This is a genomic window from Streptomyces sp. NBC_00344 (assembly GCF_036088315.1).
In the GTDB taxonomy this organism is placed as follows: domain Bacteria; phylum Actinomycetota; class Actinomycetes; order Streptomycetales; family Streptomycetaceae; genus Streptomyces.
In genome coordinates this window covers 143,946-163,476 of record NZ_CP107996.1, presented here as the reverse complement: position 1 = coordinate 163,476, position 19,531 = coordinate 143,946, and the positions used below count along the sequence as shown (strand labels likewise).

Annotated in this window: 16 protein-coding genes; 9 read left to right on the top strand and 7 right to left on the bottom strand. The window is 68.7% G+C overall.

What is annotated here, in order from left to right; translation table 11 throughout:
• The first annotated feature begins 370 nt into the window (after nucleotides 1-370).
• From OHS16_RS00855 to OHS16_RS00825, 7 genes are all read left to right on the top strand, one after another.
• A complete protein-coding gene (locus OHS16_RS00855; protein ID WP_328535181.1) occupies nucleotides 371-1,480 on the top strand; it encodes an Lrp/AsnC family transcriptional regulator in 1,110 nt (369 codons plus the stop codon).
• A complete protein-coding gene (locus tag OHS16_RS00850; protein ID WP_328535180.1) occupies nucleotides 1,470-2,381 on the top strand; it encodes a polysaccharide deacetylase family protein in 912 nt (303 codons plus the stop codon). The genes OHS16_RS00855 and OHS16_RS00850 overlap by 11 nt, the downstream gene beginning before the upstream one ends.
• Nucleotides 2,382-2,446: 65 nt before the next feature.
• Entirely contained in the window at nucleotides 2,447-3,706 is a 1,260-nt protein-coding gene (locus tag OHS16_RS00845; protein ID WP_328535179.1) for an MFS transporter, read from the top strand.
• Nucleotides 3,703-4,566 (top strand): SDR family NAD(P)-dependent oxidoreductase, encoded by an 864-nt coding sequence (locus OHS16_RS00840; RefSeq protein WP_328535178.1) that lies wholly within the window; start codon nucleotides 3,703-3,705, stop codon nucleotides 4,564-4,566. The genes OHS16_RS00845 and OHS16_RS00840 overlap by 4 nt, the downstream gene beginning before the upstream one ends.
• A complete protein-coding gene (locus OHS16_RS00835) occupies nucleotides 4,563-5,600 on the top strand; it encodes a ketopantoate reductase family protein (RefSeq protein WP_328535177.1) in 1,038 nt (345 codons plus the stop codon). The genes OHS16_RS00840 and OHS16_RS00835 overlap by 4 nt, the downstream gene beginning before the upstream one ends.
• Complete coding sequence (locus OHS16_RS00830) at nucleotides 5,597-6,802, top strand: M20 family metallopeptidase (protein ID WP_328535176.1); 1,206 nt, start codon at nucleotides 5,597-5,599, stop codon at nucleotides 6,800-6,802. Before OHS16_RS00835 ends, OHS16_RS00830 begins: the two co-directional genes overlap by 4 nt.
• A gap of 220 nt (nucleotides 6,803-7,022) precedes the next feature.
• Nucleotides 7,023-7,670: a LysE family translocator gene (locus OHS16_RS00825; RefSeq protein ID WP_328540667.1), complete on the top strand. Its 648-nt coding sequence runs from the start codon at nucleotides 7,023-7,025 to the stop codon at nucleotides 7,668-7,670.
• 66 nt (nucleotides 7,671-7,736) lie between these two features.
• Here OHS16_RS00825 and OHS16_RS00820 read toward each other — a convergent pair whose 3' ends face one another.
• From OHS16_RS00820 to OHS16_RS00810, 3 genes are all read right to left on the bottom strand, one after another.
• Entirely contained in the window at nucleotides 7,737-7,910 is a 174-nt protein-coding gene (locus OHS16_RS00820; RefSeq protein WP_328535175.1) for a hypothetical protein, read from the bottom strand.
• A 61-nt stretch (nucleotides 7,911-7,971) separates the two neighbouring features.
• Nucleotides 7,972-12,051 carry a beta-galactosidase gene (locus OHS16_RS00815; protein ID WP_328540666.1) on the bottom strand — a complete coding sequence of 1,360 codons (4,080 nt, stop codon included), beginning with the start codon at nucleotides 12,049-12,051 and terminating at the stop codon, nucleotides 7,972-7,974.
• 647 nt (nucleotides 12,052-12,698) lie between these two features.
• Nucleotides 12,699-12,971: a hypothetical protein gene (locus OHS16_RS00810; RefSeq protein WP_328535174.1), complete on the bottom strand. Its 273-nt coding sequence runs from the start codon at nucleotides 12,969-12,971 to the stop codon at nucleotides 12,699-12,701.
• A gap of 287 nt (nucleotides 12,972-13,258) precedes the next feature.
• Between OHS16_RS00810 and OHS16_RS00805 the strand changes: the two genes are divergently transcribed.
• The gene (locus tag OHS16_RS00805; RefSeq protein ID WP_328535173.1) at nucleotides 13,259-14,545 is read left to right on the top strand and encodes a phosphatase PAP2 family protein; all 1,287 of its coding nucleotides are present in this window, start codon (nucleotides 13,259-13,261) and stop codon (nucleotides 14,543-14,545) included.
• A 388-nt stretch (nucleotides 14,546-14,933) separates the two neighbouring features.
• Here OHS16_RS00805 and thpR read toward each other — a convergent pair whose 3' ends face one another.
• The 4 genes from thpR to OHS16_RS00785 all read right to left on the bottom strand — a co-directional run bounded on the left by thpR (nucleotide 14,934) and on the right by OHS16_RS00785 (nucleotide 18,175).
• Entirely contained in the window at nucleotides 14,934-15,530 is a 597-nt protein-coding gene (gene thpR / locus OHS16_RS00800; RefSeq protein ID WP_328535172.1) for an RNA 2',3'-cyclic phosphodiesterase, read from the bottom strand.
• 316 nt (nucleotides 15,531-15,846) lie between these two features.
• Nucleotides 15,847-16,092 (bottom strand): non-oxidative hydroxyarylic acid decarboxylases subunit D, encoded by a 246-nt coding sequence (locus OHS16_RS00795; protein ID WP_328535171.1) that lies wholly within the window; start codon nucleotides 16,090-16,092, stop codon nucleotides 15,847-15,849.
• Between the two features lie 33 nt (nucleotides 16,093-16,125).
• Entirely contained in the window at nucleotides 16,126-17,553 is a 1,428-nt protein-coding gene (locus tag OHS16_RS00790; RefSeq protein WP_328535170.1) for a non-oxidative hydroxyarylic acid decarboxylases subunit C, read from the bottom strand.
• Between the two features lie 28 nt (nucleotides 17,554-17,581).
• A complete protein-coding gene (locus OHS16_RS00785; protein ID WP_328535169.1) occupies nucleotides 17,582-18,175 on the bottom strand; it encodes a non-oxidative hydroxyarylic acid decarboxylases subunit B in 594 nt (197 codons plus the stop codon).
• A gap of 84 nt (nucleotides 18,176-18,259) precedes the next feature.
• Here OHS16_RS00785 and OHS16_RS00780 point away from each other — a divergent pair, with 84 nt between their 5' ends.
• The gene (locus tag OHS16_RS00780; protein ID WP_328535168.1) at nucleotides 18,260-19,186 is read left to right on the top strand and encodes a helix-turn-helix domain-containing protein; all 927 of its coding nucleotides are present in this window, start codon (nucleotides 18,260-18,262) and stop codon (nucleotides 19,184-19,186) included.
• Nucleotides 19,187-19,531 lie beyond the last annotated feature (345 nt).

Below are 19,531 nucleotides of genomic sequence, written 5' to 3'. Positions count from 1 at the left end.
CCGGCCACCGGCGGTCGGCCACCGGCGGTCGGCCACCGCCGGTGGCCTCCGGAGCGGGGGCGGCGTCGGTTGCCCGGCGGCCGTCGCCTGATCGGAAGTGCCGGCACCGGTATGTCTCCCCGAGGTACCCCGTGGAACGGAAGGCGTCGCGCCGACCGCTGAAGACATGGCGCGTGCCCGGTATCGGCCACGCGCCGGAGCGGGGCATGGCGCACGGCCCCCGGCCGCCGGGAAGCGCCTCCCCGCATGCGGGGCAGCGTACGGCCAACGTCCGCTCGATGACAGCAAACGGCCGTATCGATTTCTGAGTGACCGTGAATGACATTTTTACTCTTGACTTTGACTGAAACGGGCCATCAGTCTGTGGGGCATGCAGCCAACCGAACGCATCACACCTCTCGACCGTGCGATCGCCGCCGCCCTCCAGCTGAACGGGAGGGCCCCCTGGAACGAGATCGCCCGGCACGTAGGTGCGGAACCTCGGACGGTCATGCGCAGGGCCGCGAAGCTCGAGGAATCCGGTCTCGTGCGTGTCGTGGGGTTCGTCGACGTCCTGCGGTGCGGTCTGGGCGTTCCCGTTCAGGTGCGCTACAAATGCCGCCCCGGCACCGCGTCCGGTGCCGCCGCGGCGCTCGCGGCTCACCCGCAGATGCGATTCGTCGCCTCGGTGGCGGGCAGCACCGACTGCGTGGCCGAGATGGTCGTCCCGCGCTACCAGGACGTGGACAGGGTCCTGGAGTCGGCTCTGAGCGCGCTGCCCCAGGTCGTCGACGCGGAGAGCCTGCCCGTACTGCACACGTTCACCTCGGCACCCGACTGGAACCCCGGCCTGCTGGACGAGGCCGCCGCACAGGCGCTCCGCGGGGAGGCGGGAGCCCGGCCGTTCGAGAGCGGGCTGCGGGACGAAGAGACATCCGCAGCGCTCGACGAGACCGACGTACGGATCGTGAGACTGCTGGGTGAGTCCGGACGGATGGCCTACCGGGACATCGCCGAGCGTGTCGACTGCAGCGAACGGACCGCGGGGCGCCGGGTGGAACGGCTGGTGAACACCGGATGCCTGCGGTTCCGCACCCTGGCGGAACCGGAAGTGCTCGACTACGAAGTCGAGTTCATGCTCTGGCTGTCCGTCGACCCGGCCGAACTCGACCGGACGGGAATCACGCTGGCCGCACACCCCTCCACGAAATACCTGGCCGCCACCGCCGGCCGCTACAACCTGGTGGGCCAGATGGTGCTCCGGCGCTACGGCGAGCTGTACCCGTACACCACCGACGTCGTAGGCGCACTGCCCGGCGTCCACGCCGCGGATCTGACCCTTCAGCTGCGCACCCTCAAACGCGCCTGGACCCCCACCCAGCACGCCACCGCCGATGATCCCAGGCCTCGGCACGGCCCGCTCCCCCCGTCGGCAGCGGACCTGCCGGCCGCCCCCACCGATCAGCCCGTCCCCGCTGAGGAGTACCACCATGACCGCTGACACCCGAGAGCCCTGGCAGTGGGACGAGACGACGTGGCGTGGCCACGTCGGAGCCGTCCGGGCAGGCCGTTCCCTGCGGCCTGCCGTGTGGCCCGGCGCTGCGCGTGCCGCCGTCGCGCTCTCCTTCGACTCCGACCACGAGACGATTCCACTGCGGGAGGGGGAGACCCGCCCCGGCAAGCTCTCACAGGGCGAGTACGGCTCCCGGGTCGCCGCCCCGCGCATCCTGCGTCTGCTGCGCGAGCGGAATCTCCCGGCCACGTTCTTCATGCCCGCCGTGTCCGCCCTGCTGCACCCGCGGGAAGTACGCGCCTACGTGGATGCCGGTCACGAAGTTGCCCTGCACGGCTGGATCCACGAACGCAACATGCTGCTCGCTCCCGCCGACGAACGAGACCTGGCCCTGCGGGCCGCCGACACGCTGGAAAGCCTCACCGGTACACGGCCATTGGGCATCAGGACACCGTCATGGGACTTCTCCGACCACACCCTCGAGATCTCCCGCGAACTGGGCCTGCTGTACGACTCCTCGCTGATGGCCGACGACGACCCCTACGAAATCCTCGCCGAAGGGCAGCCCACCGCAATGGTGGAGATCCCAGTGGAGTGGATCAGGGACGACGCTCCCTACTTCATGATGGAACGCCATGCCTCCCTGCGCCCCTACACGCCTCCGCGTGGCGTGCTGTCGATCTGGCGTGACGAGTTCGATCAGGCGGTCGAGGAAGGAGGCGTCTTCCAGCTCACTCTGCACCCGCACATCATCGGCCACCGCTCCCGCATGACCATGCTGCGGGAACTCCTCGACCACATAGCCGGCTTCGACGTCTGGTACGCCACCCACGCCCAGCTCGCCGCATACGTCAAGGACGCGGCCCCCGCCGAGGGGAGCGACTCATGAGTGCCCCCTACCCCACGGCACCGTCGCGCGACTCCGCACCGGAACCGCCCCGAGTGACACATCGGATGACACCCGCTCAGCGCAGAGCGGTGGTGGCCGGTTCCATCGGCAACGCCGTCGAGTGGGTGGACTGGGCTGTCTACACGACCTTCTCCTCCATTTTCGCGGGACAGTTCTTCCCCTCCCACAGCGAGACCGCCAGTCTTCTCTCGACGCTGGTGGTGTTCGCCGTCGGCTTCCTGATGCGGCCCATCGGCGGAGCGCTGCTCGGCGCATTCGCCGACCGCCACGGCCGCAAGAAGGGCATGTCCCTCACCATCTCCCTGATGGCGGGCGCCTCCCTGGTGATCGCCGTGTGCCCGGCATACAGCGTCATCGGCGTCGGCGCACCGGTCGTACTGGTCGCCGCCCGGCTGGTGCAGGGGTTCTCCGCGGGAGGCGAGTTCGGTTCGTCGTCGGCGTTCCTCATCGAGTCCGCCGCACCGGGCAGGCGGGCGTTCGCCGGGTCCTGGCAGCAGGTCTCGGTCGGTGCGGGCACACTCATCGCCTCGCTCATGGGCTTCCTGCTCACGTCGACGCTCGGTGACGAGGCCCTGCACACCTGGGGCTGGCGGGTGGCTTTCGGGGTCGGTGGACTGCTCGGCCTCGTCGGCCTGTGGCTGCGCATGAACGTCGAGGAGACAGAGGCGTTCACGCGCGTCTCGGCCGAAGGGCGCAAGAAGGCCAACGCCCTGCGCGCCATGCTGGTCGAACACCCCGGCGCCGCGCTGCGAGTCGCCGGCATCACCATCGCAGGCACCCTCATCTACTACGTGTGGGTGAGCTACATGCCCTCCTACGCACATGTCACCACGGGCATTCCGCTGAGCCGGGCCCTGCTGGCCAACACCATCGCTCTCGGCGTCTTCCTGCTCCTGCTGCCTTTCGGTGGCCTGCTGTCCGACCGCATCGGCCGGAAACCGACCATGACCGCTTTCGCGGCGGGCTTCCTGCTGCTGTCCTGGCCCCTGTTCCACCTGGTGTCCGGCGGTTTCTGGAGCCTGCTGGCGGTCGAGCTGGTCGGGGTGGTCCTCATCGTCGGCTACTCCGCCAACTGCGCGGTCGTGATGGCCGAACAGTTCCCTCCGGAAGTACGCACCACCGGCATCGGACTGCCCTACGCGCTCGCGGTCGCGATCTTCGGCGGGACAGCCCCGTACGTCACCACCTGGCTGAGCACATCGGGCCACCGCGACCTGGTGTGGGTGTACGTCGCCACAGCGGCGCTGATCGGCGTGGCCGTCTACCTCACCATGCCCGAGACCAAGGGAAGGGACATCTCGTGAACGCGCCGCTGCACACCGGGTCTCGACCGGAGAAACCGCGACACGTCGTCGTGACGGGAGCGGCGAGCGGCATCGGCGCCGCGGTCTGCGAAATCTTCGCCCGGGAAGGTGCCCGCGTCACAGCCGTGGACCGGCGCGGCGACACGCTCGCCGGCGCAGCGCGGAAGCTGCGCGAGCGCTACGGGTCGGTGGTCACCGAGATCGTGACCGACCTCGTCGACACGGAGGCGGCCGGCGCCCTCATCGAGCGTGCTGCCGGGCCGGGCCGTGACGTGGATGTCCTGGTGAACGCCGCGGGTATCTATCCGGCCGTTCCGCTGCTGGACATGACGCCTGAGATCTGGGACCGCGTGATGGACGTCAATGTCCGCGCGGCCATGCTGACGACCGTGGCATTCGCCCGGGCGTGTGTGGCGAGCGGACACGGCGGCGCCGTCGTCAACATCAGTTCCGGCGCCGCTGTCCGGGCCCGCCCGGGAGCATCCCACTACTCCACGTCCAAAGCCGCCCTGGAGATGCTCACCAAGTCCTGCGCCGTCGAGCTGGGCCCGCACGGTGTGCGCGTCAACGCCGTCAGCCCGGGTTTCGTGACCGTGGACAGCGCGGCCAATCCGGTCACCGAGGAATATGCGGCCGCCGTGTCCGTCAACCCGCTCGGCCGTCGCGGCATGCCCGACGACATCGCCCGCGCGGTGCTCTGGCTGTCGGGCGGGCAGTCGGACTGGATCACCGGGGCGGTACTGCGCGTGGACGGCGGTTCCACCGCAGGGACAACCGCCCTACCGCTGCATTGGCCGGGCCTGACCGATGTCCAGCGGCACGGGCTCACCGACGTACCCGTAGAAGGCAGGACCGCATGACGACCAGGGACACCAGCCGCGCGTACACCGTCGTGGGCGGTGGAGCCATCGGAGGGACTCTCGCCTTCCACCTGACGCGGGCAGGCCACTCCGTGCTGATCGTCGACAGCGACGAGAACCACGTGGCGGCAGTCAACGCTCACGGACTCACCCTGCGCGGCCCGGCAGGGGAGAGCACCGTACGCGTCGACGCGGTAACCCCGGAGCAGGCGCGCGGCCCCTTCGAGCGCGTACTGCTCTGCGTGAAGGCACAGGCCACCGAGGCGACGGCGCGCTGGATCACCCCACGTCTCGCCTCGGACGGCTTCGTGGTCTCGCTCCAGAACGGCTTGAACGAACACGTGATATCCCAGCACCTGGGAGCGGAACGCACCGTCGGTGCCTTCGTCAATCTCTTCGCGGACGTCGTGGCGCCCGGCGCCATACGCGACGGGGGCGCCGGCGCACTCGTCGTCGGAGAACTGGACGGCCGGCCCAGCACACGTGTCCGGCAGGTGGTGGCCGACCTCCAGGCGTGGGGCCCCGCGCGCCTCACCACGAACGTGTCGGGCTACTTGTGGGCCAAACTGGGCTTCGGGGCCATGCTGGCCGCCACTGCCCTCGCCGATGCCCCCATGGCTGACCTGATCGACGCGCACCGGCCACTGATGTACACACTCGCCGGTGAGGTGTTCGCCGTGGCCACCGCACGGGGCGTAGCGCTTGAGCCCTTCGACGCGTTCGACCCGTCCGGGTACCTGCCGACGGCGGCTCCCGCCCACCGGGAAGCGGTGACGGACCGGCTGGTGACATGGCTGCGCACCCAGCCGAAGGACCGCAGCGGCATCTGGCGTGACATCACGGTCCGCCGCAGGCCGACCGAAGTGCCGCACCACTACCGCCCGGTGCTGGCCGCTGCCCTGGAACACGGCCTGTCGCTGCCGCACCTGGCGGCGATGCTCGACCAACTGGCACATGTCGAAAGCGGAGAAAGCAATATGACGGAGAAACACCTCGACCAGCTCGCGGCCGGCACTCCGGAGGTGAACGCGTGACCACGGGCAGCAGCACGCCGACCGTCGACCTTCTCCGCCTGCGCGATTGGACCCGGGAGCAGCGCGCGACGATGACCGAGGACCTGCGCGACTACGTCGGTCTCGAATCGCCCAGCGACGACAAACCCGCCCTTCGCGCAACGCTGCAGTGGCTGGAAGGCTGGCTTGCCGACCGTCTGGGCCCGCCTCTGCGGGTGCGGAGGTTCGACGGCGGCGAGTACGGCGACACCATCGTGCACGACTATCCGGGCGCATCCGGAGAAGCCGCCGACCCGGTGGTGATGCTGTGCCATTACGACACGGTCTGGCCGATCGGAACACTCACCGACCGGCCCTTCCGGGTCGACGGCGACCGGATCACCGGTCCCGGGGTGTTCGACATGAAGGCAGGTCTGGTGCAGGCCGTATGGGCCCTGCGCGCACTGGACGCCGCCGGCGCGGACCGGCCGCCCCTGCGGCTGGTGCTCAACGGCGACGAAGAGATCGGCAGCCTCGCGTCCCGGCCCGTCATCGAGTCGGAGACGGCAGGCACTCGCTGCGCCCTTGTCTTCGAAGCCTCCGCCGATGGCGCGGTCAAGACCGCGCGCAAAGGAGTGGGCCTGTTCCGTGTGGAGGCCCACGGCGTCGAGGCGCACGCCGGTCTCGACCCGGCATCGGGTGTCAGCGCCGTCGACGAGCTGGCTCGCGCCGTACTGACACTGCACGCCCTGAGCGACCCCGGTGCCGGTACCACGGTCAACGTGGGCACGATCAGCGGCGGCACCCGGAGCAACGTCACCGCCGGACACGCCAGCGCCGACATCGATGTGCGGGTGGCTACCCGTGCGGAAATCGACCGCATCGACGCAGAGCTCGCCGCCCTCGCCCCGCACGACAGCCGGGCGACTCTGACGGTCAGCGGCGACTGGAACCGCCCCGTCATGGAACGCGGAGCGGGCACCGCGGGGCTGTACGCCCTGGCCCGCGACCTGGCCGCCCCGCTGGGTCTGGAACTGCGCGAATGCGCCGTGGGCGGTGCCAGCGACGGCAACTTCGCAGCGCAACTCGGCGTACCGGTCCTGGACGGCCTGGGCGCCGTGGGCGACGGCGCGCACGCCCGCCACGAATACGCCAGCGTGAACGGCATGCTGGAACGCACCTGCCTGGCCGCCGCCCTCCTGAATGCCCTCGCCCCGCCGCGTGAGCCCCGCCTGTCGCCCTGAAGCGCGGGCCCTCCCGGGGCCGGCCTGCCTCGGGAGGGCCCGCGCCGCCTCCACCCTCCGAAGCAGTCGCGCGGACCGTCCCGGCCGCCGCCAGGAACGGGACGCGAGAGCTGAGCGACTGGGGTGACCGGCGCGAGCAAGCGCGTGGCTGCGTGTCCCTGGTTACCGGGTCCGTATGCGGAGAAAAAGGGCTTCAGCCATGAACGGCCCCCGTGCTTACATGTGCTCCATGATGTCTACCGACCGGCTACTGGCGTTCGCGGCCATGTCGTTCCTGCTGATCGTGATTCCCGGCCCCAGCGTGCTGTTCGTGATCGGGCGGGCGCTGGCGCAGGGGCGTCGTGCCGCGCTGACCACGGTCGTGGGGAACACCCTCGGAGCCTACGTGCTCGTCGTAGCTGTTGGGCTCGGGATCGGGGCCGTCGTGGAGCGTTCGGTCCTCGTCTTCACTGCGTTGAAGCTCGCGGGCGCCGTGTACCTGGTGTACCTCGGTGTCAAGGCGGTGCGGCAGCGCGGTTCGTTGCATGCCGCGTTCACCGGTACCGGCTCCGCACACGGCAGCCTGCGTACGTTGTGGGAGGGGTTCGCAGTCGGCGTGGCCAACCCCAAGACCATCGTTTTCTTCGCCGCCGTACTGCCTCAGTTCGTCGACCGCAGCCAGGGGCACGTAACTGTTCAGATGCTGTTGCTCGGCCTGGTCTTCAATCTCATCGCGGTGGCTTCCGACAGCGTGTGGGGATTGGTCGCGGCCACCACGCGGAACTGGTTCGCCCGCTCACCGCAGCGCCTCGCCCTGGTTGGCGGCGTTGGTGGCCTCACGATGATCGGCCTCGGCGTCACCGTCGCCGCAACAGGCCGCCAGGACTAGGCGGTCGAGCTGCTGTCGCAGGCGGATACGCCGCCGTGACGGGCCGAACGCTCCATGGGCGCGGTGCTAGTGGATCGTGATGCTGTCGAACGCGTCCAGCAGGCCGATGCCGATGCCGTCGGTTTTGGTGCGGGCGAGCACGGTGTCGAACGCGGCGGGAGTGTTGTCGAGGCGCGATTGCGGCCTTCGGTGGGGACACGAAGACCTCCGTGCGGTGGGTTCGTGGACAGCTCCGACCACACGGAGGTCTTCTTCATGTTCAGGCTCCGGCACGTGTCGACACCACCCGTGATCGAAACGCCTATTCGCAGGTCAGCGTCGGTGTCGCCCAGTCGCCGTGGTCGTTGCCGTTGCCGTCGTCGGCATCGCCGACCTTCAGGTCGACCACCTGCACGTCCGTGACGTCGACGTCGATGGGCACCGCGGCCTGCTTGCCTTTGATCTTCTGGGTGGTGACCAGGGTTTTGCCGTCGGCGATCACGGAGAAGGTCACTGTCCCACCGCCACCGGTCTCGTCGTCGACACCGACGTCCGCGGTCAGCCGCGAGCACTTTCCGGCGAGATGGATTTCGACGTCGCTGACCGAGTTGGTGCCCAGCCCCTTCGCGTAGCCGACCCCGGCCATGCTGATCGGGACGCCGTCCCCGGCCGCCTGGTCCCCGACACTGCTGTCGCGCTCAACGGGGCCCCACCCGTTGGTGGATGAGAGAAACGGCAGATCGCTCACGGCGTCCTTGCCGGCGGGCGGAGCAGGCGGGATGCCGCCGACGATGCGCTCGTCACCACGGGTGGCCTCCCGGCCGTGCTGCACGTACCGCACCGTGGCCGTGAGTGCGGAAGCCGATGACAGGGTTCCGGCCGGCGGCCGCACCTTCCAGGTGAAGTCCGCCGACCTGCCGGGAAGGAGGTGCTTCACCGAGGAGGGGCTGGTGGCGCTGGCGCTCCAGCCGTCGGGCAGTCCGAGTGAGGCCGTCAGCCGGCTGGCCTGCGGTCGGCCACCGGGTACGTGCACCGTAGCCTTCGCAGTGAAGGCGTGCCCTGATTCCGTGGTGTTCGGCACGTCCAGGGCGACATCCACTCCCGGCCTCTCGGGCATCGCATAGGTCCGCCGGTCGTAGCCAGGGCTGTTGTTCTGCGCGACTCGAAGGGAGGAAGCGTAGCTCCCGTAGTTGGTGAGCGACACCTTGCCGAGGCCGCCGCTGCTGCCGTCCAGGTTCCACACGGCGATGGCGATGGTGTTGTGCCCGTTCGGGTTCAGGATCCCGTTCGGCACCGGGAAGGTGTGCTGTGGGCCGAGGTAGTTGACGTAGTTGCCGACCTGCCAGCCGTTCACGAAGAGCGTGGCGCGGTACTTGCGCGACGGATCGTCGGTCAACGTCAGCCCCAGAGAGGTGTCCTGGCCATGGGGCAGTTTCAGGCTGGCGTCCGTGCGGTACCACGAGACACCTGGCCGGGTGTCGGTCGTCGGCAGGGACGTGTGGCTCCAGTTGTCGTCCGGGAAGCCGGCAAGGGACCAGCCGGCCCGCTCGCCGTACAGACCGCCCGTCGAGAGCGGCCCCCGCACCGTGTCGAGCAGGTTCTCGGCGCCGCGCACGCCCTGCAGCCGCCAGGTGACGGGGGTCAGCGGTGCTCCGATGAGAGAGGTGCTGGTCAGGCCGCGGGCGGTCTTGTTTCCGTTGGTCGAGTTGTAGTCCTCCTCGTGTCCCATGTTCACGGTGAGTACGGAGATGACATTGTCGCCGTTCGGCTTCACCGAACCGGCCGGGTAAGTGAAGTCGCCGCTGCCGGTCGTGGAACTGCCGAGGAAGGTGCCGTTGAGCCAGGCGGAGAACGCCTGCGCTGTGCCGCCGGAGTCGGAGACCAGGTGGATGCCTGTCTCCTTGCCGGTGGCGCGGAAGCGGCCGCGGTACCACGTGTTGCCGGTGTGGAACCCATAGTCGTCCGCATAGAGCACCGGCAGTGAATTGATGCCGGAGACGCTGTTGGTGGTGGTCTTGTCGGCCACCTGCCAGCGGGAATCGTCGAAACCAGGGGCAGCTTCCGGCGATTCCTCGGAGTGCTTCCAGTTCGTCAGCGACGGCAGCTGGACCGGGGCCGCGACCGGTATCCGGCCGGTGCGGCTGCCGCTCTCGGTGGCACTGTCGTCAAGCGCGCTGCCGTTCCATGTGACCCGGTCGGCAGAGGTGAACACTTCGATGTTCTTGTCATCTGCGTTGTCACCGGTGAGGGCCACGGTGCTGCCGTCGTTCCGGCTGGTCGCCGTCCGCAGCAGGTGGGAGCCACGTACGAGCACCGGGCCGGCCGCGGTGTCCTGGCGCCAGAACGTCTCGGCGTTCGCCTTGTCGCCGACGAGCAGCAGGAGCGGGCGCGTTCCTCCGCCGCTGATGCTGATACGGGTCAGGCCCTTGTGCGTGTAGTTCAGACGCAGGTCACCGGTGGCGGCGTCCCAGGTGGTCGTGACCGGCCTGCCGCTGCTGGTCACGGTGGGCTTGGAGGAGTAGCGCAGGACGGTTTCGCCGTCACTGCCCGGGTCGCCGTAGAGGACCGCCACGTCCCGGTCGCGGATGGTCGCGTGGGTCATGATCTCGGAGGTGGAGTACTGCAGCTGTGAGTCCCCGAGCCGGTAGTTCGCCACGATGACGTGCGAGTCGCGCCCGGCGAGCGTGATAGCTGTGCCCGGCTGCTGCGGCACGACCGGGTACGTCGGCGTCGATGCTGCGGCCGTCGGCACGTCGACGGCATCGACGGACACGAAGTCGTCCGACGAACCGGAACTGTGGTTGCCGGCGACAACGATCTTCAGCGTGTGCGCCCCGGGGGCCAGGCCGGTCTGCTGGAAGACCACTGCCTGGCTGTCGTCGCCGGAGTCGTCGACCGTCGCCGCCTTGGTGCCGTCGAGGTAGACGTCGGCACGGCCGTGATTGTTGGTCTTCGACCCGATCCAGCGGACCGCCGTGCCGTTGAAGGGGACGGTGACCGAGTCGCCGGCGGCTTTGGAGAACGACTCGGTCTTCTTGTAGTCGCTGCCGGTGTAGCTCTGGTCGGCCACGTGCGACCACGAGCCGGTGTAGTGCAGCGCGGAGTCGGTGTCGTCCCAGGTGTAACTGGTGTCCGTGGACACCTGGGCATTGAAGTCCAGCGCGATGTGGGTCGTGTCTGCCGCAGTGGACGTCGAGTTGCCGTGCCGAAGGACGTGGAACTGCGTCTTGGTGTCGGGGTTCATCCGCGCGGTGTCGGCGACCGCGGAGTTGTCCGGCGGTGTGGTCCTGATCGAATCGGTCTTCGTCAGCGGAGCGACCGACTGCGTGAAGTAGCCGATCAGCTTGTCCTCGTAGTACTTCGGGTCCAGCTGGCGGTTCTCCCGGATCGCCGCACCGTAGTCGTAGGAGGTGTAGTTCTCCGGCATGCCCAGCCAGCCCCAGTTGGTGCCGCCGTACGTCATGTAGAAGCTCTGCGCGGTCACACCGACGGCGATGTTCTGCTTGTAGAAGACGTTGGCGAACTGGTCGTTGATCAGCTGGGCGCATTTGTCGTAGCCCGGCCCTCCCCACGGGTCGAAGGCGCCGCCCTGGAACTCCGGCGAGTACAACGGCTTTCCGGCCGGGTGGTCGTAGCTCAGGTCGGGGACGCCGTTCCATTTCGCGGGATTCGAGCAGTTGAAGCCCTGTGGGTAGGAGTCCGGGCCGTCGACGTCCAGAGCGCCTTCACCCGAGTTGAAGGTGCCGTTGTTGTTGCCGGTGAGCGGCACGGTGATGCCGTCGGCACGCGCCTTGTCCTCGAGGTGCTTCATATAGGCGCGGGCGGTCGCCGAGCCGTTGTAGTACTCGTTCTCGACCTGATAGGCGATCACCGACCCGGTGCCGTTCGTCATCTGGTGCCGGGCGATGATCCGGTCGATCTGGCTCAGCCACTCGTCGGAGTACTTGAGGAACTGCGGATCGTCCGTGCGGTTGTGCCCGGCCTTGCTGGTCATCCACCCCGGCAGACCGCCGCTGTCGACTTCCGCGTTGATGTACGGGGCCGGGCGCGCGATCACGTAGAGCCCGGCCTCCTCCGCCATGTCGAGCAGCTTGTCGACGTCACGTACCCCGCTGAAGTCGTACACACCCGGCTTCGGTGAGTGGTACCCCCAGTCGAAGTACAGGGATGTGGCGTTGAAGCCGGCAGCTTTCATCTTCTGGAAGATGTCGAGCCACAGATCCGGGCTCGGCAGCCGGAAGTAGTGGAATTCCCCGGACCACAGGTAGGTGCGTTTTCCGTCGACGAGGAACGAGTAACCGTCGAACGTCACCTTGTGCGCCGATGAGTTGACGGCGGAAGCGGCGGACACGGCGGTCGGCGCCGGCCTGCCGGCAACTCTGGCCACGGCGGGCGCCGTCATCCCCGCGAACAGGGCGATGGCCACGGCCGCTGCGAGGACCGCCCACCACCCTCGGCGGTAGGTGAGTCTCGCGACCCCGGAACCGTCCTGATTCCGATGAGTGTGCACGGGGGCCTCCACCCTGCTTGAGGGATCAACACCAAACAGATTCAAGCGATTTCGAACAGTAAGGGGGGCTGAGTTGCGGCACAAGGGGTGGGGCGTGCCTGAAGTGGGGGAGGCGGAACCGGGTGTTGCCGACTGCGGATGCCATGGCGGGGAACGGTGTGACGGCCTTCGTGCTTCGTTCCGCACCGTCGGGCCGGGAGGCCGGCCGGGATGCAATGCCGGGACGGGCCTGAACAGGCAACGCCCGGGCTGAGGTCCCTGGGCCGATCACCGCTACGCGCCGAAGCAGCGTGTCCGACCGCTGGGCCGGCCGTATCCGAGGCCGGCCGCCGTACGGCCGGTTGTTGCATTGCGTTGCATTGTGATCCAGCGTGATCGCCGCCCACCGGCTACGGCCCGTGGCGGTCCTCGGCGATCCGACCGAGCCAACGGGCCCGGGAGGCCGAAGCAACCGGCGGGAGGTTTGCTGCCGGGTTCACCGTCGCCGCGAGACGGCCCGAGGGGGGCCGGTCGGAACCGTTCCACCGGCAAGCGCGGGTTCAGGGAATGCGCTGCGGACCGAAGATCGTCGGCATGATCGAGAACACGATGCGCAGCGACCCGACCATCGTAGGTGTCACCGGGCTCGACCAGAGCCGCCGGGCAACGATCACGACCATAGGCGAACTCACGCCCCAGGGGCGCGCGATGTGGGCGAGAAGACCTGCGAGTACAAGGGCCTCGTGTTCTTCTCCGGCCGTTCCGAGGACTTCGAGACCGTCCTGTCCGCCATCAACGACTGCTGCGGGCCACTCCGCGCTGTACCTCTGCACCCCGCGCCGCCCCCGTGCCGGCGAGGCGGACGTGGGGGAGCTGAGCCCTGTCGCGCCGGGGTCACCCTCGCTGGGGAAACCAGGGAAACCCACCGCACGGTCCGATAACATGTCCGAACTCAAGACGATCGTACTAATCGCCCGTCCTTCACTAGGGAACTGTCTAGCGCGAGGGGTGAGTCAGTCAGTCAGTCAAAAAATCCAACAAGGCGACCAAACAGTTGATATCTCTCATATCGCGAATGAACTGCAGAGTTGCGTTCGCCGCGTGGCGTCAACCACGGGTGATGCTGTGGGCCACGGCGGGTGTGGCGGTCCTCGGATTCCTCATCACGCTGGAGATTGCCGCGCGTCGCTACGGCCTGCCGGGGCCGATCACCAACCAGGCGCGTGAGGTGATATTCGCCCCCCATTCGGGACCCCTGCTGTACGCCGGCCTGGCGTTGATGATGGTGGTGCTCACCTGGCGGCAACGGTTCATCGCGGCCGGCGCCGCGATCGGCATCGACGTCGCCTTCTGGCTGGTGCGGTGGGCGGCCGACGCCAGGATGAGCTTCGGCAATGGCGCGTTGTGGGTGATTCTGGGCTATGCGGTCATCGCCATCACACGCCGCACCGGCAGGGAACGCGTCCTGCTGCTGAAGGGTGTCGGGCTGGGCCTCCTGCTGGTGGCCGGCCACAAGACCGGCGACACCTGGCTGCTGATCACGTCGAAGACCCGCCCGGCGGTGCTCGACCAGTACGTGGCAACCGCCGATCACGCGCTGGGCAACCCGTCATGGCTGGCAGGCCGGATCGTCGAGGCCAGCGGCCCGATCGGCGCCCATGTGCTCCAAGGCGTCTACGGTCAGCTCCCGCTGGCAGCGGCCATCGTCGCGCTGTACCAGCTGCGTAACGTTGCGGTCGAACGCCGCTTCCCGGGCCATCATCTGGTGCGCACCTTTCTGGTCATTGGCCTGCTCGGGCCGGGCATCTACATGATCTTCCCGGTGGTCGGGCCGGTGTTCGCCTATGGCGCCGACGGCGGGCACTGGGCGGTGACCAACCTGTGGCCGAACACCCCTCCGCCGATCCATACCCCGCACCGGATACCGTTCGACGAGATCACCCCTCGCAACTGCATGCCCAGCCTGCACACGGCGTGGGCGACCACGATCTTCATCCACTCCCGCAAGGGCCCACGCCTTCTGCGACACGCAGGCACGTTCTGGCTGATTGCCACGCTCGGCGCGACGCTGGGATTCGGCTACCACTACGGCGTGGATCTCGTTGCCGGCGTCGTGTTCGCGTTCACGGTCGAGGCGGCGATGCGCTCGCTCGACCGTGGCTGGGACCGGTCACGCATCCGGCTGGTCGCCTACGGCACGACGATCTTCGCCGCGCTCCTGGTGTCGTATCGCTATCTGCCGAAGGAGATGGCCGGCCATCCGTGGGTGTCCGGTCCACTTCTTGTACTGGCGATGGCCTCCGTGGTCCACGGCTACGTGCGGATCGCCAAGCTGTGGGACGTGAACGCCGCACCGGCGCAGCAACCGGAATCGCACATCGCGAAACCGCAGCCCGAACTGATCTGAGACCTCCGTATCAGGTTGTGGTCCGGGGGATTCCCCGGCGGGACGGAAGGCTGAGCGTCGCCGGCAGATGAGCGAGCGTCCTCGCCGGCGACGTGCGGGTGGCCGTCATGGAGGTCGTCCTCCGCGAAGGCGTCGGTGCAGCCGTGGGACCTGTCGCTCCAGCCCGATGCGGGAGGCTCCCAGGTCACGCAGCTCGATGTGGCCCGGCCCATCGGCGTCCCTCATGTCGTTGCCGGCGCCGCTCGGTACGCGCCAGAGGCACCGCCTGTGCGGAGCCTCTGGCCGATGGGGTCGCGCAGGGGATCGACGACCACGCCGGGGGGATTTCTGCCGGTCGGGTACGGCTTGTCGGCCCCGTACGGCTTGTCGGTCCCCCTGGTCGGTTCGTTCAAGGTCCTGTGCGGTTCCCGCTGCCGAGCGGCCAGGCCTCGATGTCGCGGTAGTGGATCGGTCCACTGCTGCGGCCGGCGTTGCTGCCGACCAGATGCAGCCGTTCGGCAGACCATCGGTGACCGGTGAATGCGGTGAACCCTGCGGCGATCTCCACTGCCGAGGTCCGATCGCCTCGGCGGGCACGGGCCAACGTCAGGTGGGGGCGCAGGGGACGGTTCTCGAAGGCGACGCCGCAGCTCTGGGCTGCGGTTCGCACGTCGGCGGCCAGCATGTGCAGTTCGTCGAGGTCTCCCTCGATTCCGCTCCACAGCACCCGCTCGTCGAAGGTTCCGCTGCCGTGCAGCGCCAGGCGGGGTGGTCGGTGGGATGCTGCGATCTCGGCGAGCGGCGGGCGCAGGAGGGGAACGGTGCCGGCCGGTAGCTCCCCGAGGAACGCCAGGGTGATGTGCCAGTCCTCGATACGGTTCCACCGCATGTGCGGGTGTGTGCCATAGGCGGTGCCCAGCTCCCGGGCCAGTTCGTCTTTCGCTCGGTCGGGTGGGGCGAGGGCAATGAACACGCGAAGCGTCGCGGGCTGAGTCTGTTCGTTCACACCGGTCTTCGTACCGCATGCGGGGCAGCGACCGCCCGCCGCCCCTCGGGCATGCGCGACGTGCACTCCCCGATCGTCCGCGCGTCCGCGCCGCCGGCTGCCCTTCGCTGTTCGGGTGCAGGCTGGGTGGCAACCGGATCGGCACTCGCACCGTATCCGGTCGGGACCCCGGTTCGGCCGAGCGGCCCGTGGACGACGGGTGGGCGGTCCCTCAGCGTGACACCGTGCGGTAGCCGGCGGGCTTGTCCCGGACTTCCGCGTTGAGACGGCTCTGGAGGGACGACGTGAAGACGTTCGGTGCCGGCTCCGGCAATGGTCAGCCGTGGCTGCGCAGCGGTGGGACCGCGGGCACCTCGATCGCGTTCGCGATGTCGGCCTCGGTCAGTTTGAAGCTCTCCGGGTAGGCGTCACGACGGGTTCGGCGGGCGGGTTCACTGGTGCGCCAGGTGTAGAGGCAGCGTCCGCACTGGAGCACGTCCCACACCCCGGGGACAGGCGATGTGGCGAGGCGGGTGAGCACCGCAAAGGCACAGCGGGGGCACTCGGCGGGCAGGTCATTCACAGGAGTAGTCCTTTCGGCGTATGACGGTGGGCGTCAGTGGCGGTCGGCGATCAGGCGCTGCAGCCGGGCCGCCCACGCGGCGGTCTCCGGCAAGTCCTTGGCCGGGGTGGAGAAGTTGCCACGGACGTCGGGCGCGACCGGTGTCGTGGCATCGATGATCATCTTGCTGGTGATGCCGGCAGGCTCGGCGGCGGGCGCGAGTTCGACGACCGACAGATTGGGAATGATGACGACGTCGTCCTTGGGGTTGACCTTGGCGGACATCGCCCACATGACCTGCGGCAGGTTGAACGGGTCGACGTCCTCGTCGACGAGGATCACCTGGGATACGTAGCCGAGCCCGTGCGCCGTCGTCATGGCCCGCATCCCGACTGCCTTGGCGAACCCGCCGTACCGCTTGGCCGTGGAGACGATCACCATCAGGCCGTGCGTGTACATGGCGTTGACCGCCTTCACCTCGGGGAACTCGGCACGCAGCTGCTTGAGCAGCGGTACGCACGTGTTGGGCCCGACGAGGTAGTCGACCTCGCTCCACGGCATGCCCAGGTAGAGCGACTCGAAGACGGGGTCGGTGCGGTACGAGACGCGGTCGACACGGATGACCGGCATCCGGCGGCCGCCCGAGTAGTGGCCGGTGAACTCCCCGAACGGGCCCTCGATCTGCCGCTTCCGGGATTCGATGACGCCCTCGATGACGACCTCGCTGCCCCATGGCACGTCGAAGCCGGTGAGCGGCGCGGTGGCGATCGGGGCGGGCGCCCCGCGCAGCGCGCCGGCCATCTCGTATTCGCTCTGGTCGTAAGCCATCGGCATCCCGGCGACGATCGCCATCACGGGGTCGTTGCCGAGGGTGATGGCGATGGGCAGGTCCTCGCTCACTTCCTCGGCCTTACGCAGGTGCTGGGCGACGTCGTGCATGGGGACCGGCTGCAGCGCGAGCCGGTTCGGGCCGATGACCTCAATGCGGTAGGTGCCGACGTTCTGCTTGCCGAAGTCGTCGGGGTCATCGGGGTCACGGGAGACGACGGCGGCCTTGTCGAGGTAGAAGCCGCCATCGCCGTCGTTGAGACGGAACAGCGGCAGCACGGAGAAGAGGTCGACGTCGTCGCCCTCCTGGGTGTTCGCGCGCCACGGCGCGTCCACCCGGCGCTCGGGCGCGACGGGGAAGGCGTCCCAGCGCCGGGCGAACTCCTCCACCTGCTCTTTGACCGGGGTGTTCTTCGGCAGACCGAGCGCCAGGGCGTGGTTGGCCCAGGAGCCGTGCACGTTCATCGCGATACGGGCGTTGGTGAAGCCCTTGACGTTGTCGAAGTGGAGGGCGGGGGCGTTCTCGCCGATGCGTCCGGTCGCGTTGGCGGCAGCCGCGAGATCGGGCTCGGGCAGCACCTCATCGGTGATGCGCAGAAGCTGTCCCTCCTTTTCCAGGGTGTCCAGGAAGCTGCGCAGATCGTCGTGGGGCATGGGTCATTCCTTTGCGTGGCAGGGGAGTTCAGGCGACGTCACGTTGACCGGCACGGGCCGCACGCATACCTGCCCAGCGCCGGGCGGCGGGGGCGGGCAGGTCGAACTGGTCGAGCACGCGGGCGGTGACGTGGTCGACAATGTCGTCGACGGTCCGCGGATTGTTGTAGAAGGCGGGCATCGGCGGCACCAACTGCACTCCCATACGGGACAGTTCGAGCATGTTCTGCAGATGGATCTCACTCAGCGGTGTCTCGCGCGGGACAAGGACGAGCTTGCGCCGCTCCTTGAGGATCACGTCGGCGGCGCGAGCCACGAGCCCGTCCGCGTATCCCGTCCTGATCCCCGCGAGGGTCTTCATGGAGCACGGCACGATCACCATGCCGTCGGTCCGGAACGAACCGGAGGAGATGGCGGCGCCCTGGTCGTCGGGGTGGTGCGTGACATCGGCGAGGGCCGACACCTCGGCCACGGTCAGTCCGGTCTCCAATTCGATCGTGGTGCGGGCCCAGCGGGAGAGCACCAGATGCGTCTCCACGTCCGGCAGCTTCCGCAGATGCTCCAGAAGACGGACACCGAAGGGGGCGCCCGTCGCCCCTGTCATTCCCACGACCAACCGCACCGGACCGCTCCTCGCATGTTGCTGACCTGTGCTTTCACGCTAGGAGGCGGTTCGGGCGCGGCAGCGGTACCCTCGGGACTCACGATGGGGAAAAACGGACACTCTCCAGGACACGCCGACGTCAGGGACCTGGCGTACACACCGACCGTGGGCGCGCCGGCCGGGGTCGAGGTGATGGAGCTCGCCGACCTGTACCAACGCTCCCGCAGTCATGGCAACGACCCGTACACGCCGCTGCGGCCCGCATTCCACCAGGTGATCGGCGCCCGCACCCGGCCCCTTCGGGTGTGGGTGGACTTCATCGAGCACGAGCTGAGGCCCGGCTCGTGGCTGTGGATCCGGCCGGGCCAGGTGCAGCGGTTCGGTGCGGACCTCGTCGAGGCGGACGGGGTGATCGTTCTGTTCCAGCCGGGATTTCTGCCGCCCGCGACCGTGTCAGCCGCGCACATGGATCCGCCGTACGAGCAGCGGCCGTTCACCCCCGATGGCCCGCAGGCCGAGGGGCTGCGCAGGGCCCTGGAGCATCTCGCCTACGAGTACGGGCAGATGGCGTCCCTGCCGCTGGAGTTCCACACCGAGGTCCTGCGTGCCCTGCTGTCCGTGCTGCTGGTGCGTCTCGCGACGGTCCGCGAAGCGGCGCCGGGCCCGATCGCCGCGTCGGACACCTTCCGCCGCTTCCACGCGGCCGTTGAGCGGGACCACGCGCTGACCCGCCGAGTCGAAGACTACGCGGCGGCGCTCGGCTACAGTCCGCGCACGCTGACCCGTGCGGCCTTCACCGTCACCGGCCGGACGGCGAAGCAGTATGTCGACGACCGGGTGCTGCTCGAGGCCAAGCGTCTTCTGTGGCACAGCGGCCTGCCCGCGAAGGACGTCGCGGGACGCCTCGGGTTCGCCGACGCGAGCGACTTCACGAAGTTCTTCCGTCTCCGCACGGGCGAGACGCCGGGGGCGTTCCGCGGGGACCGCAGCCACGTCGGCGAGCCCGGCGCCGCCCTTCACGACCGGTAGCGCAGCGGTGCCGTTTCTCATGCCCCTGCCGCGGCGGTTCCCGTGGCTGCGAGTGCTGGCCCCGCCCGGATCGTGGCACCGTCTGTATCGGCTACTGCCCTGGCAGTGCTGATCGTCAGCCCTTCGGGACATCCTGACTCCAGCACCGGCCGCATGCGAACCCGTTGGGCCGTTGGCTGTCACGGCGGGTGCTGGTGGTGGGGGGGGGTGGGGGGGGGGGGGGGGGGCTCTTTGCCTGGTTTGCGGGGTGGATTGGGGGTGGTGTGTCGCGCGCGCCGGGTTGTGTTCGTGGTCGGTGGTGTGGTGTGGGGGTTGTGGTGCCGGGGCTTCTGATTACCGGTATGT

Bases quoted from the DNA above. Each gene is read 5' to 3' on its own strand.
- OHS16_RS00855 (WP_328535181.1), top strand. From the start codon at position 371: ATGCAGCCAACCGAACGCATCACACCTCTCGACCGTGCGATCGCCGCC.
- OHS16_RS00850 (WP_328535180.1), top strand. From the start codon at position 1,470: ATGACCGCTGACACCCGAGAGCCCTGGCAGTGGGACGAGACGACGTGG.
- OHS16_RS00845 (WP_328535179.1), top strand. From the start codon at position 2,447: ATGACACCCGCTCAGCGCAGAGCGGTGGTGGCCGGTTCCATCGGCAAC.
- OHS16_RS00835 (WP_328535177.1), top strand. From the start codon at position 4,563: ATGACGACCAGGGACACCAGCCGCGCGTACACCGTCGTGGGCGGTGGA.
- OHS16_RS00825 (WP_328540667.1), top strand. From the start codon at position 7,023: ATGTGCTCCATGATGTCTACCGACCGGCTACTGGCGTTCGCGGCCATG.
- OHS16_RS00815 (WP_328540666.1), bottom strand. From the start codon at position 12,051: ATGACGGCGCCCGCCGTGGCCAGAGTTGCCGGCAGGCCGGCGCCGACC.
- OHS16_RS00805 (WP_328535173.1), top strand. From the start codon at position 13,259: ATGCTGTGGGCCACGGCGGGTGTGGCGGTCCTCGGATTCCTCATCACG.
- OHS16_RS00790 (WP_328535170.1), bottom strand. From the start codon at position 17,553: ATGCCCCACGACGATCTGCGCAGCTTCCTGGACACCCTGGAAAAGGAG.
- OHS16_RS00780 (WP_328535168.1), top strand. From the start codon at position 18,260: ATGGGGAAAAACGGACACTCTCCAGGACACGCCGACGTCAGGGACCTG.